Source organism: Shewanella indica (assembly GCF_002836975.1).
In the GTDB taxonomy this organism is placed as follows: domain Bacteria; phylum Pseudomonadota; class Gammaproteobacteria; order Enterobacterales; family Shewanellaceae; genus Shewanella; species Shewanella indica.
The window spans coordinates 242,603-257,565 of the sequence record NZ_NIJK01000047.1; the positions used below are offsets into that span (position 1 = coordinate 242,603).

Annotated in this window: 16 protein-coding genes; 9 read left to right on the forward strand and 7 right to left on the reverse strand. The window is 50.7% G+C overall.

What is annotated here, in order from left to right; all coding sequences use genetic code 11:
- The first annotated feature begins 103 nt into the window (after positions 1–103).
- Positions 104–391: a hypothetical protein gene (locus CX650_RS20095; RefSeq protein WP_157823068.1), complete on the forward strand. Its 288-nt coding sequence runs from the start codon at positions 104–106 to the stop codon at positions 389–391.
- A 36-nt stretch (positions 392–427) separates the two neighbouring features.
- Here CX650_RS20095 and CX650_RS16855 read toward each other — a convergent pair whose 3' ends face one another.
- Complete coding sequence (locus CX650_RS16855) at positions 428–2,005, reverse strand: response regulator (RefSeq protein ID WP_101096476.1); 1,578 nt, start codon at positions 2,003–2,005, stop codon at positions 428–430.
- A 505-nt stretch (positions 2,006–2,510) separates the two neighbouring features.
- Between CX650_RS16855 and CX650_RS16865 the strand changes: the two genes are divergently transcribed.
- The 4 genes from CX650_RS16865 to CX650_RS16880 all read left to right on the forward strand — a co-directional run bounded on the left by CX650_RS16865 (position 2,511) and on the right by CX650_RS16880 (position 6,918).
- Complete coding sequence (locus CX650_RS16865) at positions 2,511–3,788, forward strand: tyrosine-type recombinase/integrase (protein WP_039032948.1); 1,278 nt, start codon at positions 2,511–2,513, stop codon at positions 3,786–3,788.
- Positions 3,789–4,738: 950 nt separating this feature from the next.
- Entirely contained in the window at positions 4,739–4,996 is a 258-nt protein-coding gene (locus CX650_RS16870; RefSeq protein ID WP_039032947.1) for a hypothetical protein, read from the forward strand.
- Positions 4,993–5,280 (forward strand): hypothetical protein, encoded by a 288-nt coding sequence (locus tag CX650_RS16875; RefSeq protein WP_071475549.1) that lies wholly within the window; start codon positions 4,993–4,995, stop codon positions 5,278–5,280. The genes CX650_RS16870 and CX650_RS16875 overlap by 4 nt, the downstream gene beginning before the upstream one ends.
- Complete coding sequence (locus CX650_RS16880; protein ID WP_101096477.1) at positions 5,281–6,918, forward strand: PepSY-associated TM helix domain-containing protein; 1,638 nt, start codon at positions 5,281–5,283, stop codon at positions 6,916–6,918. It abuts the gene before it with no gap.
- A gap of 76 nt (positions 6,919–6,994) precedes the next feature.
- Here CX650_RS16880 and CX650_RS16885 read toward each other — a convergent pair whose 3' ends face one another.
- On the reverse strand, positions 6,995–7,621 hold the full coding sequence (locus tag CX650_RS16885) for a LysE/ArgO family amino acid transporter (RefSeq protein ID WP_101056326.1): 627 nt from the start codon (positions 7,619–7,621) through the stop codon (positions 6,995–6,997).
- 155 nt (positions 7,622–7,776) lie between these two features.
- Between CX650_RS16885 and CX650_RS16890 the strand changes: the two genes are divergently transcribed.
- On the forward strand, positions 7,777–8,670 hold the full coding sequence (locus CX650_RS16890) for a LysR family transcriptional regulator ArgP (protein WP_039032944.1): 894 nt from the start codon (positions 7,777–7,779) through the stop codon (positions 8,668–8,670).
- A 102-nt stretch (positions 8,671–8,772) separates the two neighbouring features.
- On the opposite strand, the gene CX650_RS16895 is transcribed toward CX650_RS16890, so the two are convergent.
- Positions 8,773–9,864: an AI-2E family transporter gene (locus CX650_RS16895; RefSeq protein WP_101096478.1), complete on the reverse strand. Its 1,092-nt coding sequence runs from the start codon at positions 9,862–9,864 to the stop codon at positions 8,773–8,775.
- 61 nt (positions 9,865–9,925) lie between these two features.
- The gene (locus CX650_RS16900; RefSeq protein ID WP_039033027.1) at positions 9,926–10,171 is read right to left on the reverse strand and encodes a sulfurtransferase TusA family protein; all 246 of its coding nucleotides are present in this window, start codon (positions 10,169–10,171) and stop codon (positions 9,926–9,928) included.
- A 102-nt stretch (positions 10,172–10,273) separates the two neighbouring features.
- Between CX650_RS16900 and bepA the strand changes: the two genes are divergently transcribed.
- The 3 genes from bepA (at position 10,274) to CX650_RS16915 (ending at position 12,594) form a co-directional block, all read left to right on the forward strand.
- Complete coding sequence (gene bepA, locus CX650_RS16905; RefSeq protein WP_039032942.1) at positions 10,274–11,743, forward strand: beta-barrel assembly-enhancing protease; 1,470 nt, start codon at positions 10,274–10,276, stop codon at positions 11,741–11,743.
- 122 nt (positions 11,744–11,865) lie between these two features.
- Positions 11,866–12,216 (forward strand): arsenate reductase (glutaredoxin), encoded by a 351-nt coding sequence (gene arsC / locus CX650_RS16910; RefSeq protein ID WP_101056322.1) that lies wholly within the window; start codon positions 11,866–11,868, stop codon positions 12,214–12,216.
- Positions 12,217–12,594 (forward strand): DUF2069 domain-containing protein, encoded by a 378-nt coding sequence (locus CX650_RS16915; RefSeq protein ID WP_101096479.1) that lies wholly within the window; start codon positions 12,217–12,219, stop codon positions 12,592–12,594.
- 284 nt (positions 12,595–12,878) lie between these two features.
- Here CX650_RS16915 and CX650_RS16920 read toward each other — a convergent pair whose 3' ends face one another.
- The 3 genes from CX650_RS16920 to CX650_RS16930 form a co-directional block, all read right to left on the reverse strand.
- Positions 12,879–13,703 (reverse strand): DUF4198 domain-containing protein, encoded by an 825-nt coding sequence (locus tag CX650_RS16920; RefSeq protein ID WP_226684286.1) that lies wholly within the window; start codon positions 13,701–13,703, stop codon positions 12,879–12,881.
- Positions 13,704–13,706: 3 nt separating this feature from the next.
- Positions 13,707–14,240, reverse strand: coding sequence for a DUF2271 domain-containing protein (locus CX650_RS16925; RefSeq protein ID WP_101096480.1), 534 nt, complete (start codon positions 14,238–14,240; stop codon positions 13,707–13,709).
- 69 nt (positions 14,241–14,309) lie between these two features.
- On the reverse strand, positions 14,310–14,843 hold the full coding sequence (locus CX650_RS16930) for a PepSY-associated TM helix domain-containing protein (RefSeq protein ID WP_373297496.1): 534 nt from the start codon (positions 14,841–14,843) through the stop codon (positions 14,310–14,312).
- Between the last annotated feature and the right edge of the window lie 120 nt (positions 14,844–14,963).

The window sequence follows — 14,963 nt, forward strand, 5'->3', positions numbered from 1 at the left end:
GGCTCAAGTTCCAAGCACAACCCAATCTGCCAGCGATCCCAGTTTGTGTGATTTTTCCGTGTCTGCTTGTGTTAAGAAATTGGGCGAGCAGCAGGTCTCTTTGATGTTAAACCCAGAATATGCCCCCAGCGAAAAGCCTATTCACTGGCAGCTTGGCTTTGATCGCCCGGTGTCCAATCTCAAACTTCGTGTAGAAGGCAGAGATATGTTTATGGGCGTCATTCCTATGACGCCATCTGCCACCGAAGGGGAATCATTTGAGGGCCAGCTGATTTTTGGCTCCTGCAGCAGTGGTTATATGGTATGGCGGGTGTTTGTCAGTTGGCAGCAAGGTACAGAACAGTACTCCACTTGGTTCGACTTTCTTGCTGATAGTCACAAGCAAAAGTAATAGGAATCACCTTATTGACGCGCCATTGGCAACAACTCAAGATCCCGCGTCATCACGCCAGCTGTTTTTGATTTTGATGAAAACATCTATGTTATCGATAAACAGCTTTAAAAAGTTCGGATCAAAATGGTTTCCGCTGCAGGATTGCATCTCACTCAGTACGTCATCGAGCGGCCAGGCCGGCTTATAGCAGCGGGCATGGGATAGCGCATCGAACACATCGGCAATGGCAACGATTCTGGCAAAAGGGTGGATCTCTTCGCCCGAGAGACCTCTGGGATAGCCACTGCCATCGTATTTCTCATGATGTTGCAAGGCTATGGTGCCGGCAGCCTTTAAAATGGGCCTTTCAGAATTAGCCAGGATCTGATGGCCGATTATCGGGTGTTGGCGCATTACATCCCATTCAATATCGTCCAGTTTCCCCGGTTTGAGCAGCACATTGTCGGGAATGGCTATTTTCCCTATATCATGCATAGGTGCTGCCCGCTTGAGCAGATCGGCTTCAGGCTCCGGCAAACCGGCTATCAGCGCCAGCGCGTGGCAATATTCGGCCATGCGTTTTACATGATTGGCCGCTTCCTTGGAGCGGCTTTCCACCACATCACCAAGACGTAGAATAAGCTCCGACTGAGTATCTTCCACCTCTTGGTTCAGCAACAGGTTTTCAAACGCCATCCCGACATTGATGGCAAAGATGTCGATAAGCTGTTTATCCAGATCGGTCAACTGGCTGACAGAATCCATATAAAGCAGGTTGACCCAGTTATTCTTGGCCGGAAAGTAGCCCACAAAGCAGTTATCCCGATAAAGGCAGCGCTGCTCTTTCAGGGCTTCTTCCATCAGTGAGCGGATCTCTGCAGGCAAGGTCTTTTCGTGGTGGTTGGTAAATTCGCCTGTGGCGGCAATGATTTGAATTTTTTTGTTTTCACCAGGCTCAGTCACTGCATCCATAGCGTTACAACCGAGTATGGTTGTAGTGCCTTTTAACTCCAACAAGTTGGCGACCTGAGTCAGTAAGCCATCGGCAAATTTGTGCAGAGTGCGCAGTTCAAACAGGCCAGAAGTCGCTCCGAGTACACGTTCCAGTCCGCGACGATGATTGAGCTGCATCTGCCGCGCCTGCTCAATTTCAGTAATGTCCCTGAAAGAACGCAGGGCAGAGTAGACACAGGTTGTCAGTTTACGGGAGTCCAGCTCGGCCTTGGCTTTATAGTCATTGATGTCATAGTTGACTATCACGTCCTCTTCCGGCGCTTGCCCGGGTTGGCCGGTGCGGAGAATCAGCCTGATAGCTTTATTTTGCAGCCTTTCACGGATCCAACGTACCAATTCAAGCCCGGCATGATCGCTTTCCATCACCACATCAATAAAGGCGACGGCGACATCTTCTTCACCTTGCAGTAGCTCTTTGGCCTGTTCGCCGCTATAAGCGTTGATAAAGCTCAACCCGCGGCCGTCGAGTTTGAAGCGGGAGAGGGCAAGTTTAGTGACTGTGTGCACATCAGGTTCATCATCCACCACAAGTATTTTCCAAGGGGGCAGATTATCTGTGGGGGTTGAAGCTGTCTTAGAGGCAAATAAAGGGCCTTTCTTGGCCGTGTCGATCAGCATCGGTCTGACTCCAATCATTTGAATAGTTTTGATTTACCAATCAAAAGTGTAGTCCAAGCCTAGAGAAGGGCTAGCAATTGTTCACAAAATTGGCTCACGGTGGGATAGGGGATTTTCAGCAGCGTCAATATCTACTATATTGAGAATAATTCTCATTAACGAGGGGTGAAAAATGAAAGCCAACAGCAGAACAATAGCGTATAAAACCGATCAGGAAGTCTGCATGGCGATACCCGTCGCCAAACTGGCTGAGTTGATCCACAAGGGTGAGTTATGTGCAGCGGATTTTCGTTGTCTCGACAGTCAATCCAAAAAGCAGGTTTGGCAATTGTGCCTTTGGTGCTGTAAGCAAAGAGTCCATTGCGATCACCAGTGCAGCCAATGTGAGACAGAGATTAGTGCCGATAAATAACATTATCGGCATTAGTGAAAAAAGGGTAAAATCTATAATAATCATTGCTATAGGATAGGCTTTACCTTGGAAGACAATCAGCCGTTATCTGCCATGCCGTTGTTTGACCGCGCAGACTTACTTTTGCAGGGCAATCCTGTGGTCAACAGCTATATAACCCATTTAAGCCTGGGTAAAGTGGCCGATGCGGGTCTCTTGCTTGAGCATGCAACAGACTGGCTTTACGAACAAAGAGATAGTGAAAACAACTACAAGGCTTACCGGAGTGAACTGACAACCTTTTTTCATTGGTGTTTCGATGTTGCAGGTATATCAGCAGCCAAGGTAGGCAGACGGGAAATAGGACGTTACGTGGCTTATTGTCAGGCGCCACCGACAGAATTAGTGGGTTATTTCAACGTCCCACAATTCAAGACGGATAAGCTCAGTCAGAGCCGGGAACCCAATCCCAGCTGGCGACCGTTTATTGGGCGCAAGGCGCTTGGAAAACCTTTGCCATACAGTCTGAGCGATAATGCCTTGAAGACGAAAATTGCCATACTTTCATCATTTTATACTTATCTTATGAGCGAAGAGTATTGCGAGCGCAACCCGGCGCAGCTCTGGCTCAATCACAGCCGCTTTGCTAATAAGAGTAAGTTCAGGTTAGATCCTGCCGAAGAGCAACTTAAGGTGTTCAGTGAGTTGCAATGGTCTTATCTTGTGGCTTGCGTACAGCGACTGGCGGAAACGCTGCCGGCACAACACCAACGCAGTCTGTTCTTGATTAACCTGATGTACGGCTGTTATCTGCGGATCTCGGAAATTGCCGCCCGCGCCGGTTATGCACCAACCATGAGTCAATTCAAGCGTCATAATCACAGTGGCATCTGGTATTTTCATATTCCCAGGAGCAAAGGCGGCAAGGCCAGAAACGTAGCCGTATCCAAGGCGTTGCTGCAATCACTGCAATGTTACCGGCGCCATCTGGGACTGAGCGATTATCCCGAAGCCAATGAAACCACGCCGCTGTTTATACGGCATCGCGCCGCCGGCCGAGGGCGGGAAAGCGGCGTGCTCAATGCCAACCTCGGTATACGTCAACTGCGGGATGAAATTCAGTTTCTGATAAACTGCGCCGCCGATGATGCCGAGAAGGATGGCTTTATCCGTGAAGCAAATGAAATGCGGCAACTCACAGCGCACAGCATCCGCCACACCGGGATCACCCATGACATCAATCTCAACGGTCGACCTTTATCACACGTACAAGCTGACGCCGGTCATGAAAGCATAGACACAACATCGCAGTACCTGCACACCAGCCAAGAAGAAAGGCACCAGAGCGCATCCGCCAAACCATTGGATCGACTGCAAGGAATTGAGAGTTAATCCAAGGATATCGAGAGGTTAAGGTGGCTTAGGAGCAAAAGTTACCTTAAACCTGGGGATTACCGGTAATAACACTCCAGATTTCAAACAGCTGCACATATAAATGCGTACAATGTATATTATGTTAAATAGAGTCTGAATGAATCTATCTACATATATTCTTTTATTCTTTCTGCTTTCCCTACAAATCCATGCCCCCGCACCCTGCATCATGGATGCCTGTCTCATGTAAAACATACAATAACCAAGAATGTCCTGAGTTGAGTTAAGCCCAACCGCCGTTGCGTTGACTCGGATTTTACGGCAGCCTTTAAGTCTACTTTCTCATATTGCTTATTTTGCAACTACACCAGATAGTTACTGACGTCATTAAGACTAAGTACTTGCCACCGATTTGCCCCATCAATTTAATTAATTTGTCCCACTTAGCTTATGAGTTGCTTTCCCCATAACCCTTGCTTCATCGCGATTGTCTCTACACCTTATAGCTAGCTGGTCTGAAATAACCAGGATCTCGGATGCTTTACTCTATTCAACATAGTTATCAAGAGGCTAAGTTTCCATTTGTCGGTCAAATGGCTCCGGTAATTCCAGTGACCTCAACAATGCATTGAGCTATGAACGACATCCCTGAATACCAGATTAGATCCTCCATTGGAGATGTTCCCAAGAAAGGCTTACAGCGCCTTTAAACAACAGCTGTCAATCAAAAATGCAGTGCCAGCTCCACATAGCGGCTTAACTTCCTGGCCACGACCATATGTGGGGTCACATCCCCAGTCTCATTTCAAAGGTTTGATGTGAGTTATTCATAGGTTTAAGCATTAATATCAGTAGCCTGTGTTTAAGCCAGCTCTAATTGTAAATGCGAACAAATATCATTTAATGATTCTAGTACTTGTGCTATGTTGCTATTCTTCATCAAACCACTTCTTCGGACATCGCAACTCATGTGGTACCTCCTGTTGATCCTGGCGATGACCCTGGGTTCACTGCTTATCTATTTAGGCAGTAAACACCAGGCCTTGCTTGCCAAACCTTTGCCCTGGCAGGCCAATCTACTGGGCACTTTATTATTGCTGCTGACTCTGCTCGGCTGGGGTTTACTGCTGACGGCTTCGGCCGCACTGTTCTTTTGGCTAATGTTGCTTTCCATGCTGCTGGGCTCCCTGCCCTTTATTTCCCTGCTCAAGGGAGACAACGAATGACAACCATTAAAAAAGATAAAATCCGCCCTGATTGGCTGGGGAAAACCCTTGCCGGCGCCTTGCTGGGCTTTGCACTGGCAGTAGCACTCAGTGGTATCTTTGCCTGGGTGGGGCCTGGTGGAATAGATGCCAAAGATAAGGTGCAATTCAATATGTGGCTGATAGCGCCACTCTGGCTTTCATTCTTCAGCTTCAGCTATTTGTTCTACAGTGCCCGCCGCGCCATTTTCTGGTTAATGGCGGCCAACCTGCTTGCATGGCTGTTGCTATGGTGGGTTAAGTAAATGCAGATCCGCAGCGATATTCTCAGAATTTATCAAACACTTCATACCTGGGTGGGCATACTGGCCGGGATTTTACTGTTTATCGGTTTTTATGCCGGCGCCCTGACCATGTTCAAGGAAGAGATTGCCGCCTGGTCATCACCACCGCAAACCATTTTGCCACAGGTAAAACTGGAACAGATGGACCAACTACTCAGCGAAGCCAGAGCGCAACACCCTGAGTTAAGTAAGGGTTTCAGCCTCCATATTGCCAGCGACAAGCATTCGCCTTTGAGTTGGTACGCCTCCGGCAGTGAGCGGCAATGGGGTCTGGGCGATGAGCTTTGGCATGCCAGTTTAAACAATCAAGGTGAGCTCATCTCCCATAAGGAACCCAAGAGCCAACTGGCACGCTTGATAGATGAGCTGCACCGCACCGGCGGTATTCCTGGTGATATGGGACACGAGCAGCTCGGTGCTTATTTTATGGGGGTTGCCGGCATTCTCTATTTTCTGGCGTTGGTTTCCGGGGTGATCTTCCTGCTGCCAACTCTGGTGAAAACGCTGTTTGCCTTAAGGCGCAAGAAAGGCCCCAATCGTTTTTGGCTCGACAGCCACAACCTGCTTGGCATCACTGCCCTGCCATTTCATATCATTATCAGTGTGACTGTGGTGGTGTTTGTGTTTCACGATCAATTGTACGGCGCCTTGGGGCAGTTTGTTTATGGCGATAAGCCGATGTTCAACCGCGAAGCGCCCAAGGGCGAAGTTCGCTCACTGAGCACCCTGCCCCCGGTAACTGAACTGGTTGCTCGGGCCGAAAGCTTTGCGCCCGGTTATCAGGCACTCAGTTTGACCTATATGGGTATGGATACTCCGACGCCCATGGTCCGGATGGCCATGTATAACGAAGAAGCCTTGATGCGCGGCCCCATAGGTGACTTCCTTTATATCAATCCCTACACCTTTGAGGTAGGCAACAGCACCTTTACTCCGGGTGAAGAAGGCGTTTGGGGCCGGATGGTTTCGGTGTTCTTTGGGCTTCACTTTGGCTCCTACGGCGGCTATCCCGGTCGCTGGCTCTATTTTTTCCTCGGAATGAGTGGTGCCATACTGTTTTACAGCGGTAATCTGTTATGGCTGGAAAAGCGCCGCAGTAAACAGCGCAAGGGAGAGCCTATTCCACAGCAACCAAGAAGAGTCAGGCTCCTTGGGGCCGCTACTGTGGGAATTTGCTTGGGTTCAATGTTAGGCGTTGCGCTGGCCATGTTGCTGGGCAAATGGGGATATGCTCATGTAGAGAATATCAATCATCTCTATCTGTGGAGCTACTACGCCAGTTTCCTTTTCGCCCTGGCTTATGCTTTCTGGCGTGGTGCTGCCAGAGCCGCGGTAACGCTGCAAGCACTATCGGCGCTGGTCTGTGTGGCAATGCCGCTGACATCCATGCTGGCGTTGCTGGCACCCGGCCTTGGAATTTGGGCACCGCAGACCCCGGGCACCTGGGCGGTGGATCTTACTGCATTCGGTTTTGCCGCCATCTTTGCCTTTGGCGCACTCAAAACCTTTAAACGTGCGACCCAGGGTCCGACTGACAGTATCTGGGCCATGCCGCAAAAACAGCCTGTTGCTGGGCTGCAAACCAGCATTCAGTCTTAGTCCATTCGTTTGAATCAAACCATAACAAAAGCCCGCGATGCGGGCTTTTGTGTTTTGCAAAATACTTAAGCTTGCCTCAGAAACCCCTACCCTGAAAATAGGGCCACAGGATAGCCAAGGCGATTGACCACATGGTCAACCAGATAAATCTGTCCAGATAACGCCAGGCCGCGGGACGGCTGAACACGGGAGCCAACAGGCGCGCACCAAAGCTCAAACTAAAGAACCAGATAAAGGAAGCCAGCACGGCCCCGGCACCAAACCAGCCCCTGACCTCGGTATCAAACTTTGTGCTTATGCTGCCCAGTAAAACCACAGTATCCAGATAAAGATGCGGGTTCAAAAAGCTTATCGCCAAGGTGGTGATCATCGCCTTGCGAAATGAATCCGCGGCTTCGGTATCCCCTGTCTGCAATCCTTGACTCTTGAACGAGGAACGCAGCGCATTAAAGCCGTACCACAGCAGAAAGGCTGCACCGCCAAAGCTCGCGAGATGTTTAATGGCCGGTACGGCCAAGATCAACTGACCAAGCCCGGCAACCCCAGCAGTAATCATCAGGGCATCTATCAAAGAACAGGTCAAGGCGATAGGAAACGGATAGGCACGTTTGATGCCTTGCTTCAATACAAAGGCGTTCTGAGCTCCCACGGCAATGATCAGACTGGCACCTATCCCCATGCCCTGAATGAAAGCGGTTTGCATAATCTCTCCAACAGCAGGTCGTCGCAATAATCGGCGACCAATAAAGGTTTTCAATGGCGGCAGTTTACTCCCGGCAAGAAAATTAATATAACTAATGTTTTTATTGGTCATTAGCAAAACTTATAATCGAGCAAGGATTAACCCAAGGAGTCGTTATGCTGGACTACAGTCATCTCAAGGCTTTGTCAGTAGTGGTCGCCGAAGGCGGTTTTGAGCGGGCCGCCAAACGGCTGCATGTGACCCAATCGGCGGTATCACAGCGGATAAAGCAGCTGGAAGAAAGAGTGGGACAAGCGCTGCTCATCAGAAGTAACCCTGTAGTGCCGACACCAACAGGCAAACGGCTCTTGCGCCACTATGCTCAGGTCGAATTGCTGGAGACTGAACTCAGGGCCGAAATGGACGCCGACGATCCGGCCATGCCCACTGTAGTGAGAATTGCGGTGAACGCCGACAGTCTAGCGACTTGGTTTCTGCCGGCTATTAGTGCCATGTTCGCCCGCCGCGGTTGGTTGTTGGAGCTGATTGTGGATGACGAGTCTTACACTCATCACCTATTGAAAAACGGTGAAGCGGTGGGCTGCGTGACCACCTTAGGGCAAGCGATGAACGGCTGCTCCAGCGAGTTTCTCGGGGTGATGGAGTATGCCTGTGTGGCCACGCCTGAGTTTGCCGAACGCTATTTCGACGGTCTGCCGAATACCGACTCACTTGCCTCGGCACCGGCAGTGGTGTTCTCCACCCGCGACAAGCTGCATGAAAAGTACTTGAAGCGCTACTTCGAGATGCTGCCGGGACAATGGTGGCAACACACAGTACCTTCATCGGAAGGCTTTCTGGAAGCGATTTTACAAGGGTTGGGTTATGGACTGGTGGGCCATCTGCAAGCACAGCCGCTGCTGGCATCCGGGCGCCTGATAGAGCTGACACCCATGATGCGGATGCGGGTGCCACTCTATTGGCAGCACTGGAACCTCAAGGCCAAGCAGACCACGCTGGTATTCAGGGCATTGGCGGCGAGTGCCAGAAACTACCTGCTGCCGGAATAAACTGGTTTATCAATAGCAATAGTCATTGGAATAACCACTGCCGTAGCTTAAAACACAGGCGACCTTAGGCCGCCTGTATCAGTTACCTTTAAATTGACCGCCTTATTCGGCTTGCGCCTCTAAAGCGGCTTTGGCAGCATCGGCTTCGGCATTGGGCCAGGCGTTCAGTACAGCCTTGACCAGCGAGGCCAACGGGATGGCGAAGAACACGCCCCAAACGCCCCAAAGGCCGCCGAAGACCAACACTGCTGCGATAATGATCACCGGATGCAAGTCCACCGCATCGGAGAACAATAAAGGTACCAGCAGGTTGCCATCCAGCGCCTGAATAATACCGTAACCCAGCATCAAATAACCGAACTCAGGGCTGACACCCCACTGGAAGAAGGCAACCAGGGCAATCGGTAAGGTCACCAAGGTGGCACCAACGTATGGGATCAGCACTGAAAGTCCGGTCAACACCCCGAGCAGCGCCGCATAACGCAGATCCATCAGGGCAAAGAACACGTAACTTACGACTCCGACAATCACAATTTCTATCACTTTGCCGCGAATGTAGTTAAAGATCTGTTGATTCATCTCGAACCAAACCTTACGGGCCAGGTCACGATTGCTGGGGAAGAAACGCTTGCTGCCGCGGATCAGCTCATCTTTATCCTTGAGGAAGAAGAATACCAGCAGCGGCACCAGGATGGCGTAAACCATCAATACCAGCAAAGAGGCCGAATAGCCGAGGAGCTGAGTGGCAATATCCAAAAGATGCTGGGTATCGAGCAATTTTTTGAGTTCGGACACCATGGTATCGAGCTGATCTGTTGAGATAAACTGCGGATACTGTTGCGCCTGCTCCTGCAGCAGGATTATTCCCTTATCGAGCATGTTGGGCAGATCGCTAAGCAGTGCTGCCCCTTGGCGCCAGATGCTGGGGATCAGGCCAAATGACAACAGGATCATTAAGCCGATAAAGAGGACCAATACCAAAGAGGCGGCCGCAGTGCGGCTTACCCCTATCCTCGCCATTTGTGCCACCGGCCACTCCAGCAAAAAGGCCAATACCAGAGCGACCAGCAGCGGCATCAACAAACCACCGGCAAAGTAGATGGTCAACGCAATGCCAAGCAGAATAAACAATAGTGTCAGAGCCTGAGGATCACTGAAGCGGGCTTGGTACCAACGACTCAAATAGCTAAACATCCGGGATTCCTGTGCTGATGATGGCTACGCCATCTTGATTATCGCTTCATCAAGAAGCTGTCTAGTTAGATTCTGCGCTTCTACCCTGTTGGGCAACTGAGACATGTAAACGCAAAACGGCCGACTCATCGGACGCTATCCGACAATCATAACCCTGTTTTTTGGCGAAACGGGGAACATCCTGCCGCGATCCTGGGTCTGAAAGCAAGAGACACAGAGTTTCACCGGGCAGCAAACGTTTCATCGCCATCTTGGCCTTGACCAGGGCTTCGGGACAACGACTCTGAGTTAAATCAATTAAAACCATGATGAGCTTGCTAAACATAAACCTCGGCTATTATCCTAAGTTGCAACTGAAACCACAAGCCAGGCAGTTATGCATTAGTGGCATACAGGAAATCTAATCAGCTTGAGTACTTTGACTTTTTCCAAGTTTCGACAATCCATTCTGGCCGGTGCCACTACTCTTTTACTCGCCACCGCCAGCCATAGTTTCGCCAATAACGACCTGCCGGATCTCGGTACCGCCGCCGTCAATACCTTCAGTCTCGAAAAAGAGATGGTCTATGGTGACGCCTATATGCGGGTCATTCGTTCCCAGGCGCCTGTGTTATCCGATCCTGTGTTAAGCCAATACGCCACTGAACTGGGTAACAAATTGGTGGCGCATGCCACCGGGGTTAAGACCCCCTTCTATTTCTTCCTGCTACGAAACGATGAAATCAACGCCTTTGCCTTCTTTGGCGGCCATGTGGCAATCCACACCGGATTGTTTCTCAACGCCGACAACGAAAGTGAATTGGCCTCGGTACTGGCGCACGAAATTACCCACGTAACCCAGAGGCACTTGGCGCGCTCACTCGAAGCCCAGGAGAAAGCCAGTCCGGCCACCATTGCCGGGCTACTCGGCGCTATCTTGCTGACCATAGCGGCGCCTCAGGCCGGGATGGCGGCGCTGGCCACCACTCAGGCATTATCGACCCAGTCCAAAATAAACTATACCCGGCTGCATGAAAAAGAAGCCGACAGGATAGGCATGCAAATTCTGGTGGAATCCGGTTTCGATCCCAATGCCTCGGCCAACTTCTTCGGTAAACTGGCAGCCCGTTATCGCTTTACCTCCAAGCCGCCGCAAATGCTGCTGACTCACCCACTGCCCGAATCGCGGATAACCGATGCCCGTAACCGCGCGGCTCAGTACCCCCACAGATATGTGGCAGACAACCTTAATTTCCATTTGGCCAAGGCCAGGATCCAGGTGCGCTTTTCCAGCTATAGCGACGATGCGGCACTGTCGCTGTTTGAAACCCAGCTAGCCAAGCACAACTACGCCTTTAAAGATGCGGCCCTCTATGGCAAAGCATTGGCACTGTTTCGCCTCAAGGACTTCAAACAGTCTGAACAACTGATAGATCAATTATTGGAAAAAGATCAGGACAACCTCTTCTATCTCGACACCAAAACCGATCTGCTGGTGGAGCGTAACGATTATCAGGGCGCGATAAAGATGTTGGAAGCCCAAAGACGCCTCAAACCCACCTCTCAAGTGATCAACGCCAACCTGGCCAGCGTTTATCTCGAAAGTAAACAGCCGCAGCTGGCTATCCCTATTCTCGAGGATATGGCGTTTCTGGATAAGCAAAATCCCTTACCCTATCAATTGCTGACCGAAGCTTACAAACAAACCGGTAACAAGACGCTGGAACACTTTTCCAATGCCGAATCCATGGCGCTGCGGGCCAATTATAAGGGGGCTATCGATCAGCTCAACTTTGCCTACAAGGCCGCCGATGGCCAGCCTCTGCAAATTGCCAGAATCGAGGCCAAGATACGCCAATTCCGAATCGCCGACAGGGCGCTGGACGAATTGAAGAAATAGTTTGCTTAAACTTTGATTATGCAGGTTTTCATTGGCCCGTTCACCGGGCCACTTTCCCCTGACGTCTGCGCAGATTTTTGCTATCATCGTCGCACTTTTCAGCCAAGGTAAAGAGAAAACCCATGACCCAGGTCACTATTTTCCATAATCCACGCTGCTCCAAGAGCCGCGAAACACTGGCACTGCTGGAGTCCAAAGGCGTCGAGATCCAGATTGTCGAGTATCTGAAACAAGTTCCGGATGCTGCCACAATCAGTGAACTGTTGGCCAAACTGGGTATCAGCGCCCGTGAACTGATGCGCACCAAAGAAGAAGAATACAAAGCCCAGGGGTTGAATAATCCTGAGCTGACAGAAGCCCAGTTGATTGCCGCCATGGTAGCCACTCCCAAGTTGATCGAGCGACCAATCGTGCTTGCCAAAGGTAAGGCCGCCATTGGCCGTCCACCGGAAAACGTGTTGGCGATCCTGTAAATGAGCAGTCACGCGCTATTGCAAATCTCACGGAGCGGCTATCTATTACTGACAGCCTTGTTGGCCTATGCCTTTATCGATAAGGGGCTCAACAGCGAATACTCACTGCTGTTTACCAGTCTTTGGCTGGTGCCCTTGCTGCTGCCGCTACCGGGTATCCTCAAAGGCAATCCCTATACCTTTGCCTGGGCCAGCTTCATTCTTTGCCTCTATTTTCTGCACGGCTTGACCTTGCTCTATATAGCCCAGGGCAATGAATGGTGGTTTGCGTTGATTGAGAGCCTGTTGATCGCATGCTTGCTTATCAGCATGCCCTTCTACACCCGAAAACGCGGCCGCGAGTTGGGGCTTGGGCTCAAGAAACGCACCAAAAACTGAAAGTTCCCCCCTGAAACCGAGACTTCCAAGGGGGGATTGATAGCTCGAAATGATCCAACGGAAATCTCATCATTCCCTAGCCCAAGAACTGACTATGTTGTCGATAACCAAGCAGGAAAGCTTTCCAAGATAATTGAAAGTTCAAATCATAAGATACAGCGTACAGCTCTCACAAAAACCAATGCAGCTTAAAACAGCAGCAATGCAAGCGACACCACAGCTTCACTTTGACAGGCACTCACAAGGTGATAAGCCTTAAAAGTGCCTGCTTCGGGCTATTTAGGTTATTGCAAACCGGCCTCGAAAGTGAGGAAAATTTCACTGACTGTCTTATCCGCAAGGCGAGTATCGGCGTTAAGTTGCTCGAATGATGCATGCAACATATAGCGGCCGGCGCTGGGCAGTTCAAAACTCACCTTGCCTTCTTTGTCTGACTTCAGCGTCAATTGCTGTTTCTGGTTACGATAAAGTGTGCCTTCCTTCACAATCGCGACTTCCACACCGGCAATCACTTTACCCTGGAAATAGAATTGCAGCTCAGTGGGCTCCTGCTCGACTATGTCAGCCGGATGGGTCAAAGGTTTGAGTTCCAGGTATTCCCCTTTCACTTCAAAAGCCTTGTCGCTTGGTTTGTTGAGGGTGACATAGGACTCGACACGCGAGAAATACAGCGCCCCTTCGAGATCGTACGCCCCTTTGGGCATCATTGCCTTGGTGGTTTGCTTGTCAGTACGGCTGCGGACGCTGTCTTGCTGGCCCTTGAGCTTATAGCGCGACATATATCTTGGCTGGGTCTCTTTCTCGAATCTGTAGGTGCCGTCTTCGGTCAGGCGATAGTCAAACACAGACTTACGGCTGCCGCGATAGCTTGAGGATGGCCGCTCCTTGGTGCCGGACGGCGTGACGATTTGCACATCTTCAGAGCCAAAAGGTTTATCAAACAGGAAGACTTCATTACTGGCGCTGACATCTGAAGTGATCCACACACCTTTGCCGGGATCGGCCGAGACATTGAACTGGCTGGGCAGTATAAATCTGTCATGGGCCTGCGCCGTTTGTGCCACCAGACAGGCCCCCAGGGCCAACAAGAGTTTGCTTGTTTTCATCATCTTTTACTCCACTAGGTATTGAAGGCTAATCGTGCCGGTTTCTATGGTGGGCGCTATTTCAGCTTTGAAAGGCTTGCCGTCGAGCTGAAACTTGTGCCGTACCAAATCCCGGCCGCCGTGCTCACGTACCACTTCCACCAGCAAGGTATATTTACCGTTGGCAACCTTAGCCCCTTGGTCATCTTTGAGGTCCCAGCTGATGGGATACTTGCCCGCCGGCCTTGTTGCCGATGCAATGGCATCGACAAAGTTCATGTCATCCCGCCCGGCCTTGCGCCACCAGCGACGAATGTCTTTCAGCCACTTGTATCCCTCGCCTTCCTGCATGACCCAAAGGCTCAAGGTTCGCACGCTCTGCCCTTTGGTATCTTCCACCCACACGGCTGTGTAAGGCCTATGGTATTGGCCCGTGGTGATTTCCGGCAGTGTCAGATTAATCTCCAGCGAATCGGCATTGGCCTGCGCCAGAGTTAAGCTACTACTCAGTAATACCGCCAGAGACAGAGACAATCTGGTTTTCAAAGGTTTGCCACTCATACATTCTCCATTCACAACACACCAAAGGTAGGGGCACGAGTTCGTGCTTTGCCGTCTGTCACTTTGAACTCAAGGAACAAACAACAGATAAATAAGGGCACAGGCACTGCTGACACCGGCCATGGCCAGTAAGGATTTTTTCAATCTACGGCTCTGAGGCAACAGCAGGAAAGCACCGGTCAGGGAAAACAGGATGATAAGAATTGAACAAAGATCCAGCAGCCATACCCACAGGGTGCCACTGTTACGGCCCTTATGCAGATCATTGAGTACTGCGATAACACCATAATCTATCTGCTCGACATAGGCTTTCCCGTCCAGCAGATCCAGGGTAATGCTCTGATAGCGCCCCGGCCCCTTGTGCACCAGTGCCACTTCATCTTCACTGAACTCGGCACTGTGACCATCCACTCCCCAGTGGCTACTGAGCCAATGCGCAGTGGCGTCGCGCCAATCCGGGTCTTCACTATTCACCGGCAACAAAAATCCCGGCAAGGCTTCTTCCGATGCCAGGCTTTCTCCGCCCTGGCGGATAAACCAATCCGGATGATTGAGAGTGATACCGGTAAAGGCAAAGAACAGCATCAACAGCAGCAGTGCCATAGAGACATAGATATGAACGACGCGGGCGAAATGGAGCGATGACTTGCTGACTCTGAACTTCAATTAAGGTTTCCACATAGCGCAGGCCGCTACTGGGCTGCCTGTTAATTGACTGTTATT

Coding starts and splice junctions, on each gene's coding strand:
- CX650_RS16890 (WP_039032944.1), top strand. CDS start 7,777: ATGCTGGACTACAGTCATCTCAAGGCTTTGTCAGTAGTGGTCGCCGAA.
- CX650_RS16885 (WP_101056326.1), bottom strand. CDS start 7,621: ATGCAAACCGCTTTCATTCAGGGCATGGGGATAGGTGCCAGTCTGATC.
- arsC (WP_101056322.1), top strand. CDS start 11,866: ATGACCCAGGTCACTATTTTCCATAATCCACGCTGCTCCAAGAGCCGC.
- CX650_RS16895 (WP_101096478.1), bottom strand. CDS start 9,864: ATGTTTAGCTATTTGAGTCGTTGGTACCAAGCCCGCTTCAGTGATCCT.
- CX650_RS16915 (WP_101096479.1), top strand. CDS start 12,217: ATGAGCAGTCACGCGCTATTGCAAATCTCACGGAGCGGCTATCTATTA.
- CX650_RS16925 (WP_101096480.1), bottom strand. CDS start 14,240: ATGAGTGGCAAACCTTTGAAAACCAGATTGTCTCTGTCTCTGGCGGTA.
- CX650_RS16875 (WP_071475549.1), top strand. CDS start 4,993: ATGACAACCATTAAAAAAGATAAAATCCGCCCTGATTGGCTGGGGAAA.
- CX650_RS16870 (WP_039032947.1), top strand. CDS start 4,739: ATGTGGTACCTCCTGTTGATCCTGGCGATGACCCTGGGTTCACTGCTT.
- CX650_RS16855 (WP_101096476.1), bottom strand. CDS start 2,005: ATGCTGATCGACACGGCCAAGAAAGGCCCTTTATTTGCCTCTAAGACA.
- CX650_RS16930 (WP_373297496.1), bottom strand. CDS start 14,843: ATGGCACTGCTGCTGTTGATGCTGTTCTTTGCCTTTACCGGTATCACT.
- CX650_RS16920 (WP_226684286.1), bottom strand. CDS start 13,703: ATGATGAAAACAAGCAAACTCTTGTTGGCCCTGGGGGCCTGTCTGGTG.
- CX650_RS20095 (WP_157823068.1), top strand. CDS start 104: ATGTTAAACCCAGAATATGCCCCCAGCGAAAAGCCTATTCACTGGCAG.
- CX650_RS16880 (WP_101096477.1), top strand. CDS start 5,281: ATGCAGATCCGCAGCGATATTCTCAGAATTTATCAAACACTTCATACC.
- CX650_RS16865 (WP_039032948.1), top strand. CDS start 2,511: ATGCCGTTGTTTGACCGCGCAGACTTACTTTTGCAGGGCAATCCTGTG.
- CX650_RS16900 (WP_039033027.1), bottom strand. CDS start 10,171: ATGGTTTTAATTGATTTAACTCAGAGTCGTTGTCCCGAAGCCCTGGTC.